The sequence below is a fragment of the Escherichia sp. XD33 genome (assembly GCF_019375075.1).
Lineage (GTDB): Bacteria > Pseudomonadota > Gammaproteobacteria > Enterobacterales > Enterobacteriaceae > Enterobacter > Enterobacter flexneri_A.
In genome coordinates this window covers 1-19,054 of record NZ_JAENDM010000018.1, presented here as the reverse complement: position 1 = coordinate 19,054, position 19,054 = coordinate 1, and the positions used below count along the sequence as shown (strand labels likewise).

Sequence of the window (19,054 nt, the reverse complement as noted above, 5' to 3'; positions counted from 1 at the left end):
TTCTGGCGTTTGCGGAAATGGGCCAACTCTGCGAGGAAAGCTATGCTGAAAAGGAAAAAAGTAAAACCGATTACCCTTCGTGATGTCACCATTATTGATGACGGTAAACTGCGTAAAGCCATTACCGCAGCATCACTGGGTAATGCAATGGAATGGTTCGATTTTGGTGTTTATGGTTTTGTTGCTTACGCATTAGGTAAAGTTTTTTTCCCGGGGGCTGACCCCAGCGTGCAGATGGTTGCTGCACTTGCCACTTTCTCCGTTCCCTTTCTGATTCGACCGCTTGGCGGACTCTTCTTTGGTATGTTGGGCGATAAATATGGTCGCCAGAAGATCCTCGCTATCACTATTGTGATTATGTCGATCAGTACGTTCTGTATTGGCTTAATACCGTCCTACGACACGATTGGTATTTGGGCACCGATTCTGCTGTTGATCTGTAAGATGGCACAAGGTTTCTCGGTCGGCGGTGAATATACCGGGGCGTCGATATTTGTTGCGGAATACTCCCCTGACCGTAAACGTGGCTTTATGGGCAGCTGGCTGGACTTCGGTTCTATTGCCGGGTTTGTGCTGGGTGCGGGCGTGGTGGTGTTAATTTCGACCATTGTCGGCGAAGCGAACTTCCTCGATTGGGGCTGGCGTATTCCGTTCTTTATCGCTCTGCCGTTAGGGATTATCGGGCTTTACCTGCGCCATGCGCTGGAAGAGACTCCGGCGTTCCAGCAGCATGTCGATAAACTGGAACAGGGCGACCGTGAAGGTTTGCAGGATGGCCCGAAAGTCTCGTTTAAAGAGATTGCCACTAAATACTGGCGCAGCCTGTTGACATGTATTGGTCTGGTAATTGCCACCAACGTGACTTACTACATGTTGCTGACCTATATGCCGAGTTATTTGTCGCATAACCTGCATTACTCCGAAGACCACGGGGTGCTGATTATTATCGCCATTATGATCGGTATGCTGTTTGTCCAGCCGGTGATGGGCTTGCTGAGTGACCGTTTTGGCCGTCGTCCGTTTGTGCTACTTGGTAGTGTTGCCCTGTTTGTGTTGGCGATCCCGGCGTTTATTCTGATTAACAGTAACGTCATCGGCCTGATTTTTGCCGGGTTACTGATGCTGGCGGTGATCCTTAACTGCTTTACGGGCGTTATGGCTTCTACCTTGCCAGCGATGTTCCCGACGCATATCCGTTACAGCGCGCTGGCGGCGGCATTTAATATTTCGGTGCTGGTTGCCGGTCTGACGCCAACGCTGGCGGCCTGGCTGGTCGAAAGCTCGCAGAATCTGATGATGCCTGCCTATTACCTGATGGTAGTGGCGGTGGTTGGTTTAATCACCGGCGTAACCATGAAAGAGACGGCAAATCGTCCGTTGAAAGGTGCGACACCGGCGGCGTCAGATATACAGGAAGCGAAGGAAATTCTCGTCGAGCATTACGATAATATCGAGCAGAAAATCGATGATATTGACCACGAGATTGCCGATTTGCAGGCGAAACGTACCCGCCTGGTGCAGCAACATCCGCGAATTGATGAATAAGCTGAAACGGATGGCCTGATGTGACGCTGTCTTATCAGGCCAATTGAACTCTTAAGGTTCACTTAATCTCTGACGCGCATACTCTCCTCCAGGTTAACGGAGGAGAGTGCAATGAAAAACCGTGTTTATGAAAGTTTAACTACCGTGTTCAGCGTGCTGGTGGTCAGCAGCTTTCTTTATATCTGGTTTGCCACGTACTGATCTTTCTTCAGCCGTACCCAGGCCCGCGTGCCGGAAGTCTCTTGCCGGTTTTGCAGGAAAAACTGCCCGTGATGCAACTGTGTAATGCGGCTGACAATACTTAACCCCAGACCAATCCCGCCATAACGGCTGTCCATACGTACAAACGCTTTACTCAACTCCCCGCATTTACTCTCATCAATACCTGGTCCTTCATCTTCAACTGCCATGACCGCTCCGTCATCTTCTTGCAGCTTAATCATAATGTTGCTGCCTTGCGGGCTGTAACGATGGGCGTTTTCTACCAGGTTTCGCAATAACATCCGCAGCAGGGTTGCATCACCCTGAACGGTGATGTCGGCGGCGCTCTCTGGCAATAGCAGGGTTTGCTGTCGCTGGTCGAGCATGGTACTGAGTTCGTCATACGAGGGGAGAATGACATCTTCCAGCAGTTTTACATGTTGATAATTACCGGAAGAAAATGACTGTCCGGCACGCGCCAGTTGCAGCAGCTGGGAGACGCTCTCCATCATCTGATCAAGCCGTGCCACTAACGGTGCTACATCAATGTGATGCGTTTTCGCCAGCAGTTCCAGATGCAAACGCACCCCCGCCAGTGGCGTTCGCAGTTCGTGCGCGACGTCAGCGGTAAACAACCTTTCGTTATCCAGCGTGCTGGTCAGGCGACTGACCAGATCGTTTAACGCCGAAACCACCGCTTCGATTTCGAGGGTGGCGCTGTGAATGGCAATGGGCGTTAAGTTGTCGGCGGTGCGCGCTTCCAGCTCTTTTTGCAGCTCCGCCAGCGGGCGGGTGATGCGGCGTACCGCCTGATAGCAGATAAATAGCGTCAGGCTGACCATAAAGACGCCGGGGACAATCAGGCTGGCGACCGCCTCGCGGATCTCACGCATGATGTGGCGATCGTTGTTGCGATTGTCGCGTAGCGCCTGCTCAAACAGCTGAATCTGCTCGGTACTTTCATGCCATAGCCAGAAGACGCTGATCAGCTCAAACACCAACAAAATGGCCCCGATGGTCAATATCAGCCGTTGGCGCAGCGATATTGGTCGGCGCAGAAAATGCATCAGATTCAATTAGTTTTCCTCATTCGCGACCAGCATATAGCCAAAGCCGCGCACGGTGCGGATACGGGCTTTGCCCACTTTGTCGCGCAGATTGTGGATATGCACTTCCAGGGTGTTGGTCGAGGGTTCATTGTCCCAGTTATAGATGTCGTTGTAGAGAATTTCCCGATGCACCGGACTGCCTGCTTTGAGCATTAACCGTGACAGCAGAGCATATTCTTTGGGCGTCAGAATCAACTCTTCACCGCCCATCCATACCTGACGGCGACCCATGTTCAGCGTCAGATTGCCAACAATCAGCTCACTTTCGCCCTGATTATTATGGCGTCGTAGCAGGGCGCGGATACGGGCATGTAACTCTTCCAGCGCAAAAGGCTTCACCAGATAGTCGTCGGCACCGACATCCAGCCCGGCGATTTTGTCGGTCAGCGTATCGCGAGCGGTGAGGATCAGTACCGGCAGGGTATATTTTTTCTGCCGGATACGGGCGAGAAAATGCAGTCCATCTTCGTCGGGTAACCCTAAATCCAGTACCACCAGGCTGTAATGACCTGCCTCAAGGCTTTGTTCCGCCATCCGCGCGGTTGTCACGCCATCGCACGCGTAGCCTTCGGTTTGCGCCGCCAGAATCAGTCCCTGCAATAACAGCGTATCGTCTTCAACAATCAGAATTTTCATTCACTCACTCTCCTGCAAGTTTGCAGAATATCATCCGCAGCCTGGTAATACTTCGTCTCAACGCCAGTTAATCCCAATAGCGTGGAGAATAAATTGTCTTGTGAATAGTGTTGCGTTTGCGCCTGTTTTTGCAGGCAGTTCTGGTCAACCTGATACCGTTTTTGATAATCCTCCGACAGCCACAGCAGCATCGGCACCTGTTTTTGGCTATCCGGGGCGATGGCATAAGGCAGACCGTGCAGATAGATGCCATTTTCACCTAACGATTCACCGTGGTCAGAAAGATAAACCAGGCTGGTGGTAAATTTATCCTGATGTTCTTTCAGCAGATTAATCGCTTTATCAACAATATAGTCGACGTAAACCAGCGTGTTGTCGTAAGTGTTCACCAGTTGCTCTTTGGTACAGGTCTGGATCTCATTGGTGTCGCAGGTTGGGGTAAATTTCCTGAACTGAGGCGGATAGCGGTTGTAATAGGTCGGACCGTGGCTGCCGATGGTGTGTAAGACAATCACGCCATCACCTTGCAGGTTATTGATGTACTCTTCAAGCCCGTGGAACAGCACTTCGTCATAGCATTCGCCGTTGATGCACTGATCAGGTAGATTCAGCGCGGTGACGTTCTGGTGAGGCACGCGGTCGCAGGCACCTTTACAGCCGCCATCGTTGTCATTCCACAGCACGTTGATGCCCGCTCGCTGAATGATATCCAGCACGCCTTCCTGGTGCTGTGCCAGCTCTTCTTTGTAGTGCTCACGCGGCATATCCGAGAACATGCACGGTACTGAAACTGCCGTTGCCGTGCCGCAAGATGCGGTATTAGGGAAATAGACCACGTTATCTTTCGCCAGCCGCGGGTTAGTTTCACGCGGGTAGCCGTTGAGGGAGAAGTTCTCCGCCCGCGAGGTTTCGCCGACAATCAGGATGGTCAAATTTTTACGTTTTTCGTTCTGCATTAACGGGTTGCGGTGCGCGTCTTCACCAATTCGCACCAGCGGCAGATTTGCCAGTCGCTGATGGGAGTACCATGACCAGCTGGCAACAATGCTGTTAGAGGGGCTTAAGGATTTCACCAGCTCTTTGTTATTGCGGAACAACGAGGCGTAGTCTTTATAAAACAGTGCGGCGACCAGCAAAATCAGTAGTACAGAAACCAGAATATTGGCTCCACGGAAAAGAACACTGCGCAGACGCGAGGTGGCAGGTTTGATTTTTATCCAGCAGGCAATCAGCGCAGCAAGCACGCCGCTGAATCCCAGCGTTAATAACATTTGCGGTGTCATCAGCGCATAACTTTCTGCCGGAGTGGTATCAATAATATTGGCAATCATCGAGCGGTCGATGACGATGCCGTAAGTCATTATGAAATATTGTGCAGCCGCGCCAACCAGAATAAACAGGCAGGCCAGTGGTCGATTAAGCCATAAGAAAGAGCTTAGTGTCAGGACAATATTAATCACGCTGAAAGCGACGACCGGCATCGACAAGAAAACCAGTACGTTATGCAGCGAATCCAGCGGCAGCGCCTGCAACACCTGTTTAAAAAAGGCAATATTCAGGCAGATAGAGATATAAAAAGCGGCCAACAATAGCCAGGCGAGTAAATTCAAAGAGGGTCTTTTTAGTAGGCGCTTCAACATCACGGTGTTTCCATCGAACAAAGTGCGCATATGCTCGCAAAGCAAAATTAAGCCAACCTTAAGTTCTTAAGGTTGGCTTTTATGTTTGCTGGATTAAGGGGAATTAATCTTTGCTTATTGGTGCATCTAAGGGATACGGGTTTTTATGTAGCCGGTTGTAATTCAGCGCATACATGGCGGTGATGACCATCAGGGTGACAAATGACCACATAACCTCTTTCGCTCCGGACCCCACCACGGCCCAGATGCAGTAGAGGAAGGCAATGGTAGTAACTGCCAGATATGCCGGGCGTGCTTTACCAAAGTGACCGTGTCCGAGCAGCAGTAACGCCGCACAGGTGTAAAGATATGGCACCAGTGTAAAGATGACCGAGACGGAAGAAACCAGACCGAACTCTTTGGTCGCGTTTGGTGAAATGCTGCTGAGCTGGAAGATGGTCATCAAAATACCGACGATAATCAGCCCCGCCACTGGCGTACCCGCTTTATTTACACGGGCAAAAATTGGTGGGAACAGTCCGTCATCGGCAGCGGCTTTCGCCGTTTGACCCGCCAGCAACGTCCAGCCGCCCAGTGAACCTAAGCAACCCGCAGCTGCGCAGAAGGAAACAATGGCCCCGGCGGTGTCACCCAACGCCATCCGTGCGGCATCACCGAATGGCGAAGCAGAAACGCGCAGTGCGGCATTAGGGATCATCCCCATAATCGCGGTGGTAGAAAGTACATAGCAAACGGCGGCAATCAATACCCCACCAATGGTGGCGATAGGGACATTGCGTTTCGGGTTTTTCACCACACCTGCGGCAACGGAGGCACTTTCCACACCGATGAACGACCACAGCGTAACGTTAAGGGTACTTTGAATTGCACCGAAGGTGCCCAGGCCGCTGACGTTCCATGCCGCCATATAGGTTTCACCACGGAACCAGAACCAGCCAAATACGGCAATCCCGACGATGGGGATCAGCGCCAGCACGGTGGCAACTGCCTGCACACGGGTGATCATTTTCGGACCGACAATGTTCAGCAGGACGAAGATCCACAGCACCACGACGCAGGTGATGGTTAATACCAATGGATCTTTCAGAATCGGGAAGAAGTAACTTAAATATCCTACGCCAATGACCACCATGGCGATATTGCCGATCCAGCAGGCCAGCCAGTAGAGGACGTTGGTTTGATAACCGAGAAACGGGCCAAAGCAGCGGCGGGCGTAAGCGTAAGAACCACCAGGACTTGGATCGAGGAACGACATTTTGGCGTATACCATCGAGAGCCCCAGCGCACCGATAATCGTCACCAACCATCCATAAATGGCAATCCCGCCAGTCGAGGCCAGGTTTGCAGGTAACAGAAAAACACCTGACCCCATAATATTCCCCGACACCATCAGGGTGACGGGGATTAAGCCCACTTTGTGAGCATCAGCATCCGAAGACATAATTAAACTCCTGCGAAGGCGAGCTTCGTGACAATAAATTACGTCATATCATACGCCTGCATTCGATAGTTGAATTATTATCGACCGGGTTATCGCTGATGCCGTTATTAATATAGCTCTTCGTTAAGGTTAAAAATCAGGCGACAGTGCGTTCTCTGTGCTGACTAACATAATGCAGCGGCGTCATACCGTAGAAGTCTTTAAAGACAGAAATAAAGTACGACGTACTGTTGTAGCCGCAGGACTGTGATACCTGAGAGATATTTTTACCGTCCATCATTAATTCATTTACGGCATAACGCATGCGGCAGGTGGTGATTATTTGGCTATAACTGGTGTTTTCGCTTTTCAACTTTTTCTTTAACAGACTTGGGCTAAGACATAAACAACTGGCTACCATACTAAGATTCCAGTCTTTGTGAATATCGCTTTCAATAATTTGATAAACGCTGTCACTTACACAATTACGTAACATATACATCATTAATGAAACGAATTTTTTACTGTCGAGAAAACGGGATAGCACCGTGAATAATAATGCGCGTGTTCGTTCCTTTTCTGACTCAGTTTCTGCGGGCATCATGCTGTGTTGCGCGGCAACGCGAAAGACGTCTGGCGTCAGGCATGGCAGGGTGAGTATGGGCGTAGCGCTACGTTGCCATACTGGTATTTGCGAGAGATCTTTATTCAGAAACCGGAGGTAATCTTTGATGATGTCGTGACTAATATGAGCAACCAAAGTGTTGTTAAGAGAGGAGACGTCGATAATATTATTTTCACAATTTAATAACGCCATATGGTTAGCTTTAAGGCTAATAGGTTCTTTCCCATTCACCCTTATCCAGACATCTTTTTCAGTCAATAAAACAATACAAGGTTGGTCGCTGCAAATCCTCATACATGTACTCCTGAGTGCGAATAAAAGACCAGTTCTCGCTAAAGCAAAGCGATACCGGGAAATGGTTATATAATTGTATGATGAATATAAACATGCATAAAAATAACGAGTTTTACTAATAGTACAAATTTTTATAGTAATTTCTCATGTACATATTTTTTTACAGGATAAATAACAGGCAAAAAAAAGCGCGGGGTGGGGCCGCGCAAAAAGTATGACATTTTTGTTTGCAGCAATTTTTATGAAAACGTTGCCATACTCAAAAGGCCTAAGGCCAGGCGGCGTAATGTTATTTAAACAATTACGCCTTCAGCGGAATAGTGGTTACGCTTTCACGCACATAACGTGGTAAATACCGTCAATAATTTCAGTCCCTTCAGTTTCGTGTTCAAATCCAGGGAAATGGTGGTCCCAGGATTGCAGCGAGCGTAAATAACTTACTTGCGGACTGTTTTTATCGCCGAAGTTTTCACCAGACAGCAGCATCGGGATTCCTGGCGGATACGGGATAACTGAGTTTGCCGCGATGCGTCCTGGCAGATTTTCAATGGATACCAGTTCGACATTGTTGTCGACAATCGCGTTGTACGCTTCACGCGGGGTGACTTCCGCCACCGGCAGGCCGGAATAGGCTTCGTTCAACCGTGCGCCAGGGTTGTTTTCTTTCAGCCAGGCAAACATGGTGTCACCAAGATCGTGAATCCCCATGTTCGCGTAAGTGTCAGGATATTGTTCAACAAGTTCCGGCATCACCTGCGCCAGCGGTGTGTTGGCGTCATAGTGGCGTTTGAAGGAGCAAAGGGTGTTAACCAGAGTTCCCCATTTCCCACGGGTTACGCCCATAGAGAACAGGAACATAATTTGGAAGTCAGTGGTGCGGGTAGGTACAATGCCGTGGCGACCAAGCCAGGCAGTGACCAGCGCCGCCGGAACACCGGTTTCTTCCAGTTCACCATCTTCACCCATTCCCGGAGCAAGGATGCTGACTTTAATCGGGTCGAGCATACTCCAGTTATCCGGAATATCTTTGAAGCCGTGCCAGCTTTCGCCCGGATGCATTACCCAGCAGTCCTGAACGGTGGTCAGCAGTTTGGTTGGTGCGTCAGCAAAGTCATAGGTTTTGCCGGTTTGTGGGTCGGTGACGACTTCTTTGTTCCACGGTTTGAAGAACCAGCTACCGTCAGCGGTGAACTCTTTATATAGCCGCGCCATCGCCTGACGGAAATCAACCGCTTCGTCAATCACTTCCTGTGTCAGTGACAGGCCGCTGTTGCCGTCCATCATCGACACCGCCACGTCGTTGGATGCGCAGATGGCATACAGCGGGGAGGTGGTGGCATGCATCATGTAGGCCTGGTTGAAGCGGGAGAAGTTAATCGCCCCACGACCTTCACGTACATGAATATAAGAAGCCTGTGACAGCGCATTCAGCAGTTTGTGGGTGGAGTGGGTGGCGAAAACGGTAGGACCGTTGTGATCGCCAGGTTCGCCGCGCATGGCATAGTGATCGGCATAGATCGGGTTGAAACGTGCATAGCCGTACCAGGCTTCGTCAAAGTGCAGACGATCGGAGGTTTTTTCCAGCAGATCCTGCGCTTCTTTAGCGTTATAACACACGCCGTCATAGGTGCAGTTGGTCACCACGCAGTAAGACGGTTTTTGCCCGGCTTTGTCTTTGGTCAGCGGGCTTTCACTGATTTTCTTCTGCAAGGTTTCAGGTTGCATTTCCTGCGGATAGATTGGCCCGATAATGCCGTAGCGGTTGCGGCTTGGCACCATATAGACCGGTTTCGCGCCTGTCAGCATCAAACCTTGTTCGATGGATTTATGGCAGTTACGGTCAACGACCACGACATCGTTATCGGTCATGCAAGCCTGCATGATGGTGCGGTTAGAGCCGGAAGTACCGACGACTACCGACCAGGAGCGATCGGCACCAAATACGCGTGCGGCATATTTTTCGCTTTCGCCAAATGCGCCAGTATGGTCAAGCAAAGAACCGAGGGAAGTTCGTTCGATGCCCATGTCGGTGCGGAACAGATTTTCACCATAGTAGTCATGGTAGAAACGTCCGGCGGGTGTTTTGGTAAAACCAACGCCGCCCTGGTGGCCTGGCGCTGCCCAGGAATATTCATGGATGTCACTATATTTCATCAGCGCGCTGAACAGTGGCGGCAACAGCTGCTGGCGGTAGCGGGTCATCGCGGCAACGGCGCGTCCGGCGATAAAGTCGGCGGTATCTTCCAGAATCCAGGCGAATTCATCGACAAGCTCCAGCAGGTCGCGATCCATTGCGGCGAGGGCTTTTTCCCGATCGCCCAACAGGAAGACCGGCACGTTTTGTTGGCGCTCATGAAGCTTACCGATCAATTGTCTGACGTTTTGATGTTCGTCCGGATGTTCCATTTGATAGCTGAACATCAGGCAGTCAATGGCTTCGTTTGAAGAGAGAATGGCAAAACCATCATCAAAGGAGGTGGATTTAATCACGGTAACATTTTGCTGGCTTAAAGCATCTGCCAGACGCTCAACGGCGTTACCGACCCAGGTGTCTTGATGGAGAAACTCGCTTTCAACAATTAATACTTTCATCATTGCTTACCCGGTTATGAAGGAATCTTCGTTGCGGGCAAGTATCTTCCGGCCTTTTCGGGCTGTAAAGCGCGTGAAAAACAAACATTTTTGAAATATTTAGTTTTATAAACAATACGTTATGTGATTATTTTAAATTATTTTCACTGCTTATTATCGACGGCTAAACTATTTTTTTGGCTGATACTGATATCGTCTTTAGCCGGGAAACGTCTGGCGGCGCTGTTGGCTAAGTTTGCGGTATTGTTGCGGCGACATGCCGACATATTTGCCGAACGTGCTGTAAAAACGACTACTTGAACGAAAGCCTGCCGTCAGGGCAATATCGAGAATACTTTTATCGGTATCGCTCAGTAACGCGCGAACGTGGTTGATGCGCATCGCGGTAATGTACTGTTTCATCGTCAATTGCATGACCCGCTGGAATATCCCCATTGCATAGTTGGCGTTAAGTTTGACGTGCTCAGCCACATCGTTGATGGTCAGCGCCTGATCATAGTTTTCGGCAATAAAGCCCAGCATCTGGCTAACATAAAATTGCGCATGGCGCGAGACGCTGTTTTTGTGTGTGCGCGAGGTTTTATTGACCAGAATCGGTTCCCAGCCAGAGAGGCTAAATCGCTTGAGCATCAGGCCAATTTCATCAATGGCGAGCTGGCGAATTTGCTCGTTCGGACTGTTTAATTCCTGCTGCCAGCGGCGCACTTCAAACGGGCTAAGTTGCTGTGTGGCCAGTGATTTGATCACCATGCCGTGAGTGACGTGGTTAATCAGGTCTTTATCCAGCGGCCAGGAGAGAAACAGATGCATCGGCAGATTAAAAATCGCCATGCTCTGACAGGTTCCGGTATCTGTTAGTTGGTGCGGTGTACAGGCCCAGAACAGCGTGATATGACCCTGATTGATATTCACTTTTTCATTGTTGATCAGGTATTCCACATCGCCATCGAAAGGCACATTCACTTCGACCTGACCATGCCAGTGGCTGGTGGGCATGATATGCGGTGCGCGAAACTCAATCTCCATCCGCTGGTATTCCGAATACAGCGACAGCGGGCTGCGGGTCTGTTTTTCGTCGCTGCTGCACATAAACGTATCTGTATTCATGGATGGCTCTCTTTCCTAGAATATCAGAATTATGGCAGGAGTGAGGGAGGATGACTGCGAGTGGGAGCACGGTTTTCACCCTCTTCCCAGAGGGGCGAGGGGACTCTCCGAGTATCATGAGGCCGAAAACTCTGCTTTTCAGGTAATTTATTCCCATAAACTCAGATTTACTGCTGCTTCACGCAGGATCTGAGTTTATGGGAATGCTCAACCTGGAAGCCGGAGGTTTTCTGCAGATTCGCCTGCCATGATGAAGTTATTCAAGCAAGCCAGGAGATCTGCATGATGTCTGCACCCAAAATTACATTTATCGGCGCTGGTTCGACGATTTTCGTTAAAAATATTCTTGGTGATGTGTTCCATCGCGAGGCGCTGAAAACGGCGCATATTGCCCTGATGGACATTGACCCCACCCGCCTGGAAGAGTCGCATATTGTGGTGCGTAAGCTGATGGATTCAGCAGGGGCCAGCGGCAAAATCACCTGCCACACCCAACAGAAAGAAGCCTTAGAGGATGCCGATTTTGTCGTGGTGGCATTTCAGATTGGCGGTTATGAACCTTGCACGGTGACTGATTTCGAGGTCTGTAAGCGGCATGGTCTGGAACAAACCATTGCCGATACGTTGGGGCCGGGCGGTATTATGCGCGCGCTACGTACCATTCCGCATCTGTGGCAAATTTGCGAGGACATGACGGAAGTCTGCCCCGATGCCACCATGCTCAACTATGTTAACCCAATGGCGATGAATACCTGGGCGATGTATGCCCGCTATCCGCATATCAAACAGGTCGGGCTGTGCCATTCGGTGCAGGGAACGGCGGAAGAGTTGGCGCGTGACCTCAATATCGACCCAGCTACGCTGCGTTACCGTTGCGCAGGTATCAACCATATGGCGTTTTACCTGGAGCTGGAGCGCAAAACCGCCGACGGCAGTTATGTGAATCTCTACCCGGAACTGCTGGCGGCTTATGAAGCAGGGCAGGCACCGAAGCCGAATATTCATGGCAATACTCGCTGCCAGAATATTGTGCGCTACGAAATGTTCAAAAAGCTGGGCTATTTCGTCACGGAATCGTCAGAACATTTTGCTGAGTACACACCGTGGTTTATTAAGCCAGGTCGTGAGGATTTGATTGAGCGTTATAAAGTACCGCTGGATGAGTACCCGAAACGCTGCGTCGAGCAGCTGGCGAACTGGCATAAAGAGCTGGAGGAGTATAAAAAAGCCTCCCGGATTGATATTAAACCGTCACGGGAATATGCCAGCACAATCATGAACGCTATCTGGACTGGCGAGCCGAGTGTGATTTACGGCAACGTCCGTAACGATGGTTTGATTGATAACCTGCCACAAGGATGTTGCGTGGAAGTAGCCTGTCTGGTTGATGCTAATGGCATTCAGCCGACCAAAGTCGGTACGCTACCTTCGCATCTGGCCGCCCTGATGCAAACCAACATCAACGTACAGACGCTGCTGACCGAAGCTATTCTTACGGAAAATCGCGACCGTGTTTACCACGCCGCGATGATGGACCCGCATACTGCCGCCGTGCTGGGCATTGACGAAATATATGCTCTTGTTGACGACCTGATTGCCGCCCACGGCGACTGGCTGCCAGGCTGGTTGCACCGTTAAAACGCGACTAAACGCTACTGCGCCGGGGGATTTATTCCGGCGCACACCTCTGACGATACCAATAACAGAAGGCGGGCGTTGGTAACAGCGACCCGATACCCTATGAGCATTTCAATGACTACAAAACTCAGTTATGGATTTGGAGCGTTCGGGAAGGATTTTGCGATCGGCATTGTGTATATGTACCTCATGTATTACTACACCGATGTCGTCGGGCTGTCTGTGGGTTTGGTCGGTACTTTGTTTCTGGTGGCGAGGATCTGGGATGCTATTAACGATCCGATTATGGGATGGATTGTAAATGCTACGCGATCGCGATGGGGTAAGTTCAAACCCTGGATCCTGATCGGTACGTTGGCAAACTCTGTAATCTTATTTCTCCTCTTTAGTGCGCATCTGTTTGAAGGTACTACTCAGATTGTCTTTGTTTGCGTGACCTACATCCTCTGGGGCATGACTTACACCATTATGGATATTCCCTTCTGGTCGCTGGTTCCAACCATCACGCTCGATAAACGTGAGCGCGAACAACTGGTTCCTTATCCGCGTTTTTTTGCCAGTCTGGCAGGCTTTGTTACGGCAGGTGTGACGCTACCATTTGTTAATTATGTCGGCGGTGGCGATCGGGGATTTGGCTTTCAGATGTTCACTCTGGTACTGATCGCCTTTTTTATTGTTTCAACCATCATCACTCTGCGCAATGTGCATGAAGTCTTTTCGTCAGACAATCAACCGTCTGCTGAAGGAAGCCATCTGACACTTAAAGCCATCGTTGCGCTAATTTATAAAAACGATCAGCTTTCATGCCTCTTGGGTATGGCTCTTGCTTATAATGTAGCCAGCAACATTATTACCGGCTTTGCTATCTATTATTTCTCATATGTTATCGGTGATGCGGATTTGTTCCCCTATTATCTGTCGTATGCGGGAGCTGCTAACCTGGTGACGTTAGTATTCTTCCCACGCTTAGTTAAATCATTATCCCGACGCATTTTATGGGCCGGAGCATCTATTCTTCCGGTGTTAAGCTGTGGTGTTCTCCTGTTAATGGCATTAATGAGCTATCACAACGTCGTCCTCATTGTGATTGCGGGTATTTTGCTGAATGTGGGAACGGCGCTTTTCTGGGTATTACAGGTCATCATGGTGGCAGATACCGTTGATTACGGTGAATATAAACTGCACGTACGCTGTGAAAGTATCGCTTACTCCGTGCAGACTATGGTGGTGAAGGGCGGTTCAGCCTTTGCGGCTTTTTTCATTGCGGTTGTGTTAGGGATGATTGGCTATGTACCGAATGTTGAACAGTCTACGCAAGCCCTATTAGGTATGCAGTTTATTATGATTGCTCTACCAACTCTGTTTTTCATGGTAACGCTGATTCTCTACTTCCGTTTCTATCGCCTCAATGGTGACACGCTGCGCAGGATCCAGATCCATCTGCTGGATAAATATCGCAAAGTACCGCCCGAGCCTGTTCATGCTGATATTCCGGTCGGTGCAGTGAGTGATGTGAAAGCCTGACGTGGACAATAGCTAACGAAAATGGCCTGATGCGATATGTTTATCAGGCCACGTCTTAATGTAATGCTTTGGATTTGCAAATTTTGTAGACCGGATAAGGAATTCACGCCGCATCCGGCATCAACAAAGCGCAAGTTGTTATCCGGTTATCAAGCCAAAGCGCCGTAGCTGGCGGCAATGAAAGCGAGCGAGGAATATCACCGTCGTTAATGCGCCAAGCAGCGCGCAGAACATATCGGATTGCGTGTCCCACTGGTCGCCCTGGGTGCCGAGAAAATCATCCGCTCCCTGACCCATTGCCAGCGCTGCCCACCACTCGATTAATTCATACATCGCGCTTATCGCCAGCGCCACGCAGCAGACCAGGAACGCCACCATTTTACGTCCGCGCACGTACATCCCGCGAACGAGAATTTCTCGTGCCACCAGTGCAGGCACCAGCCCCTGGAAAAAGTGCCCCAGCTTGTCATACGGATTACGACTCAACCCCAGCCATTCCTGCACCTCAAAACCAACGGGGACTTTCGCGTAGGTGTATTGTCCGCCGACCATCAGGATGATGGCGTGAAGGAAAATGAGCGTATAGAGCAGCGGCGTTAACGGATAACGTCTGGCGGTGGCAAGCAGTAGCTGCACGACAATAATCACCGGTGTCACTTCCATCAGCCAGGTGAGTTTGTCATGGGCCGAAATGCCGGTATAAATCAGGATTAACGTTAGCGTCAGTGCGCTGGTGTTAAGAATTAACGGCTTGAGTGTGCGGGTCATGGTGAGTTCGCAAATCAGGGAAAATACTGACTATTCACCAGCAAGCGTGAAATTACAATCGCAAAAGAGGTGGCCCAGGGGGATCACCTGGCAGCATGCTGCCAGGCGCTGGGCCGAAGAGGTTACTTAGTGCAGTTCGCGCACTGTTTGTTGACGATTTGCTGGAAGAAGTCGTTACCTTTGTCATCGACCAGGATAAACGCCGGGAAATCTTCTACTTCGATTTTCCAGATAGCTTCCATACCCAGCTCCGGATAAGCGACGCACTCCAGATGCTTGATGCTCTGCTGCGCCAGTACCGCCGCCGGACCGCCGATGCTACCGAGGTAGAAGCCGCCGTGTTTATGACACGCGTCGGTAACCTGCTGACTGCGGTTACCTTTCGCCAGCATGATCATGCTGCCGCCGTGGGATTGCAGCAGATCCACGTAGGAGTCCATACGGCCTGCGGTGGTTGGGCCAAGTGAACCTGATGGATAACCGGCAGGGGTTTTCGCCGGACCCGCGTAGTAGATCGGGTGATCTTTGATGTACTGCGGAAGTTCTTTACCGGCGTCAATCAGCTCTTTCAGCTTGGCGTGTGCAATATCTCGGCCCACGATAATGGTGCCGGTGAGCGACAAACGAGTGGATACCGGGTATTGCGAAAGCTGGGCGAGGATCTCTTTCATCGGGCGGTTAAGGTCAACTTTCACCGCTTCGCCTTCACCGGCCTGGCGCAGTTCTTGTGGAATGTACTGGCCTGGGTTGTGTTCCAGTTTTTCGATCCAGATACCTTCGCGGTTGATTTTCGCTTTAATGTTACGGTCAGCGGAGCAGGAGACGCCCATGCCGACCGGGCAGGATGCGCCGTGACGTGGCAGACGGATAACGCGAATGTCGTGCGCGAAGTATTTACCGCCAAACTGCGCGCCAAGACCGAGTTTCTGGGCCTCTTCCAGCAGTTCCTGTTCCAGCTGGACATCGCGGAACGCCTGACCATGTTCGTTCCCTTCCGTCGGCAGTTCATCGTAATAGTGAGCGCTTGCTAACTTGACGGTTTTCAGGTTGGTTTCCGCAGACGTACCGCCAATCACAAACGCGATATGGTACGGCGGGCAGGCTGCAGTACCGAGGGTACGCATTTTCTCGACGAGGAAGTTTTTCAGTTTGCCGGGAGTCAGCAGGGCTTTGGTTTCCTGGTAGAGATACGTTTTGTTGGCAGAGCCGCCGCCTTTCGCAACGCAAAGGAATTTGTACTCATCGCCATCTACCGCGTACAGGTCGATTTGCGCAGGCAGGTTAGTGCCGGTGTTGACCTCTTTGTACATGTCCAGCGCCGCATTCTGTGAATAGCGCAGGTTATCTTCGATATAGGTGTTATAGACGCCTTTCGACAGCGTTTCTTCATCACCGCCGCCGGTCCACACGCGCTGGCCTTTTTTACCGACGATGATCGCGGTGCCGGTATCCTGGCAGGTCGGCAGCACGCCTTTGGCGGCGATTTCGGAGTTTCTTAAGAATTGCAGCGCCACGTACTTGTCGTTTTCGCTGGCTTCTGGATCGTGAAGAATAGCCGCAACCTGTTTCTGGTGTGCCGGGCGGAGCATAAAAGAAGCGTCGTGAAAGGCTTGCTGCGCCAGCAGGGTCAGGGCTTCTGGTTCCACTTTCAGGATGGTTTCGCCGTCGAAGTCGGCAACGCTAACGTAATCGGAAGTGAGTAGATAGTATTCGGTATTGTCTTTCCCCATCGGGAAAGGTGCCTGGTAGATAAAGGGTTTGTTTGACATAGCTTCCAGCCTGTAACTCTGTATTTGTTATTCGAAAATGGCGTGCCGCGTAGTCACGGGCGGCACGCAAAGTGCATTTATAAGAACCCGTACATCGCGGCGAAGATCCAGCCGAAGACGCACGATACGCTCACACCAATCAACCCCGGCAGAATAAAGCTGTGGTTGATGACGAAGCGACCGATGTGGGTGGTGCCGGAACGGTCAAACTGAATCGCTGCCAGATCGCTCGGATAAGTCGGCAGGATGTAATAACCGTAGCAAGCCGGTGCTGAAGCCACGATGTATGCCGGATCAACGCCGATCGCCAGCGCGACCGGAACAATCGCCGCCAGCGCCGCAGCCTGAGAGTTTACAAACTTGGAAACCAGCAGCAGAACAATGGCATAGGCCCACGGATACTCTTTCACCATTTCACCCAGTACGCCCTGAATTTCAGACATATGCGCACCGAACATGGTTTCTGCCATCCATGCGATACCGTACACCGCCACGATGGCGATCATACCGGAACGGAAGACTTCGTTTTTTGAGATAGACGCGGGATTGGTTTTGGTCAGGATAATAATCAGCGCCCCGGTCAGCAGCATAAACATCTGAATAACCAGTACCATCGACAGCGGTTTGCCGCCGAAGGATGGACGCAGGTCCGAATCAGCACCAAGAAGGGCGACTACAGCGATTGCCCCGAGGAAAATCCACATTGCCAGCCAGTTGCTTTTCGGCAGTTTTTTATCCAGCAGCGTCGCGGTATCACCGTAAACATACTCACGGTTTTCCGGTACGGAGATGAATTTCTGGAACTCTTCGTCTTTATCCAGATCTTTACCGCGGAACCAGCTGAAGATACCGATCGCCAGGATACCGATTAACGTCGATGGAATGGTGATTGCCAGCAGATCGAGGAACTCAAGATGGCGACCATCAAAGGTGACATTACCCAGCATCGCAACCAGAGACACGACCGCAACCGACACCGGACTGGCGATAATCCCCATCTGTGCACCGATAGAACTTGCCGCCATCGGACGTTCCGGACGGATGTTGTTCTTAATGGCGACGTCGTAGATGATCGGCAGAATGGTGTAAACCACATGACCCGTACCGCAAAGAATGGTCAGTGTACAGGTCACAAACGGCGCGACAATTGAGACATATTTCGGGTTGCGGCGCAGCAGCTTCTCGGCAATTTGCAGCATGACATCAAGACCGCCCGAAGCTTGCAAGGTCGCCGATGCCGCCACCACCGCAATGATAACCAGCATGACATCAACTGGTGGTTTACCTGGCTGAAGGTGGAAGACGAAGACCAGAATGACCAGACCGATACCGCCTAATAAACCCAGCGCGATACCACCCTTTCTGGCACCATAAAACAGACATATCAGTATTATGATAAGTTGGATAGTAAATAACATGTGTGAACCCTCGCGATAATCCTATTTAAATTTTTGCTGAATAGATCACAGTCACGTTCTGTTTTGTATGAACTGTTTTCAGAGCCTGACTAAATATCCGTTTGGTCGTTACCGGCTTTAGCAAATACCTCACAGTGAATATTGGCTGATTAAAGCAGCGGCAAATTTATGCACTGTGATAAGCGGCTTTTTCAGAGAGAAAGACTCTCTGGCGATGGGTTTATAGTTTGTACTGCGCAGATGTTAATGTTTTGTTTGCTGTTATCTTATTGATATTTATCGGTCTATTTTTTGTTCTCAGGGCAGATGTCATTAGGTTTATAGATTAATCTGATCTACCCATTTGTGGGTAAAAATACACATAATGCGGGTGACATAATAGTTAATTAACTTTTGTTAGCGTTTTGAAATTAAAAACACCGTTCACCTGAAGAGATATTAATTTTTAGCGATGATGGAGGGATAATTATATTTGATCTGGCACAAGTTTTACTGATGAAGGATGTAACTTGTGCCAGGGGTATTTTGCATTACGGTAATAATTATGGTAATGCTGCCAACTTACTGATTTAGTGTATGATGGTGATTTTAAGGTGCTTGCGTGGCTTCCATTTCCATCAGATGTCCTTCCTGCTCCGCTACTGAAGGCGTGGTGCGTAACGGCAAAAGCACTGCCGGACATCAGCGCTATCTCTGCTCTCATTGCCGTAAAACATGGCAACTACAGTTCACTTACACCGCCTCTCAGCCCGGTACGCACCAGAAAAT

Annotated in this window: 15 protein-coding genes; 5 read left to right on the top strand and 10 right to left on the bottom strand. The window is 50.3% G+C overall.

Going from position 1 to position 19,054, the window contains the following annotated elements; translation table 11 throughout:
* The first annotated feature begins 42 nt into the window (after window positions 1-42).
* Together proP and pmrR are read left to right on the top strand one after the other, a co-directional pair.
* On the top strand, window positions 43-1,545 hold the full coding sequence (gene proP / locus K0778_RS12515) for a glycine betaine/L-proline transporter ProP (RefSeq protein ID WP_001298520.1): 1,503 nt from the start codon (window positions 43-45) through the stop codon (window positions 1,543-1,545).
* A gap of 111 nt (window positions 1,546-1,656) precedes the next feature.
* Complete coding sequence (gene pmrR, locus K0778_RS12510; protein WP_000797657.1) at window positions 1,657-1,746, top strand: LpxT activity modulator PmrR; 90 nt, start codon at window positions 1,657-1,659, stop codon at window positions 1,744-1,746.
* On the opposite strand, the gene pmrB is transcribed toward pmrR, so the two are convergent.
* The 7 genes from pmrB to melR all read right to left on the bottom strand — a co-directional run bounded on the left by pmrB (window position 1,722) and on the right by melR (window position 11,169).
* The gene (gene pmrB, locus K0778_RS12505) at window positions 1,722-2,822 is read right to left on the bottom strand and encodes a two-component system sensor histidine kinase PmrB (protein WP_001051092.1); all 1,101 of its coding nucleotides are present in this window, start codon (window positions 2,820-2,822) and stop codon (window positions 1,722-1,724) included. The two genes, pmrR and pmrB, sit on opposite strands and share 25 nt — an antisense overlap.
* Entirely contained in the window at window positions 2,823-3,491 is a 669-nt protein-coding gene (basR, locus tag K0778_RS12500; RefSeq protein WP_000697915.1) for a two-component system response regulator BasR, read from the bottom strand.
* Window positions 3,488-5,131: a phosphoethanolamine transferase EptA gene (eptA, locus tag K0778_RS12495; RefSeq protein ID WP_000919792.1), complete on the bottom strand. Its 1,644-nt coding sequence runs from the start codon at window positions 5,129-5,131 to the stop codon at window positions 3,488-3,490. Before eptA ends, basR begins: the two co-directional genes overlap by 4 nt.
* Window positions 5,132-5,234: 103 nt before the next feature.
* Entirely contained in the window at window positions 5,235-6,572 is a 1,338-nt protein-coding gene (gene adiC / locus K0778_RS12490) for an arginine/agmatine antiporter (protein WP_000093154.1), read from the bottom strand.
* A 136-nt stretch (window positions 6,573-6,708) separates the two neighbouring features.
* On the bottom strand, window positions 6,709-7,470 hold the full coding sequence (adiY, locus tag K0778_RS12485) for a DNA-binding transcriptional activator AdiY (protein WP_001217060.1): 762 nt from the start codon (window positions 7,468-7,470) through the stop codon (window positions 6,709-6,711).
* Between the two features lie 324 nt (window positions 7,471-7,794).
* Window positions 7,795-10,062, bottom strand: a complete 2,268-nt coding sequence (gene adiA, locus K0778_RS12480) for an arginine decarboxylase (protein WP_001381593.1) — start codon at window positions 10,060-10,062, stop codon at window positions 7,795-7,797.
* A gap of 198 nt (window positions 10,063-10,260) precedes the next feature.
* A complete protein-coding gene (melR, locus tag K0778_RS12475) occupies window positions 10,261-11,169 on the bottom strand; it encodes a transcriptional regulator MelR (RefSeq protein WP_001090758.1) in 909 nt (302 codons plus the stop codon).
* Between the two features lie 282 nt (window positions 11,170-11,451).
* Here melR and melA point away from each other — a divergent pair, with 282 nt between their 5' ends.
* On the top strand, window positions 11,452-12,807 hold the full coding sequence (gene melA / locus K0778_RS12470; protein ID WP_000986601.1) for an alpha-galactosidase: 1,356 nt from the start codon (window positions 11,452-11,454) through the stop codon (window positions 12,805-12,807).
* 102 nt (window positions 12,808-12,909) lie between these two features.
* On the top strand, window positions 12,910-14,331 hold the full coding sequence (melB, locus tag K0778_RS12465) for a melibiose:sodium transporter MelB (RefSeq protein ID WP_000028114.1): 1,422 nt from the start codon (window positions 12,910-12,912) through the stop codon (window positions 14,329-14,331).
* 138 nt (window positions 14,332-14,469) lie between these two features.
* On the opposite strand, the gene K0778_RS12460 is transcribed toward melB, so the two are convergent.
* The 3 genes from K0778_RS12460 to dcuB all read right to left on the bottom strand — a co-directional run bounded on the left by K0778_RS12460 (window position 14,470) and on the right by dcuB (window position 18,286).
* On the bottom strand, window positions 14,470-15,099 hold the full coding sequence (locus tag K0778_RS12460) for a DUF2238 domain-containing protein (RefSeq protein ID WP_000198773.1): 630 nt from the start codon (window positions 15,097-15,099) through the stop codon (window positions 14,470-14,472).
* 122 nt (window positions 15,100-15,221) lie between these two features.
* Window positions 15,222-16,868, bottom strand: a complete 1,647-nt coding sequence (gene fumB, locus K0778_RS12455; protein ID WP_000066707.1) for a class I fumarate hydratase — start codon at window positions 16,866-16,868, stop codon at window positions 15,222-15,224.
* A gap of 77 nt (window positions 16,869-16,945) precedes the next feature.
* On the bottom strand, window positions 16,946-18,286 hold the full coding sequence (gene dcuB / locus K0778_RS12450) for an anaerobic C4-dicarboxylate transporter DcuB (RefSeq protein WP_000899522.1): 1,341 nt from the start codon (window positions 18,284-18,286) through the stop codon (window positions 16,946-16,948).
* Between the two features lie 601 nt (window positions 18,287-18,887).
* Between dcuB and K0778_RS12445 the strand changes: the two genes are divergently transcribed.
* Window positions 18,888-19,054, top strand: a 167-nt coding sequence (locus K0778_RS12445; RefSeq protein ID WP_047664789.1) for an IS1 family transposase, incomplete at its 3' end; no start/stop codon positions are given.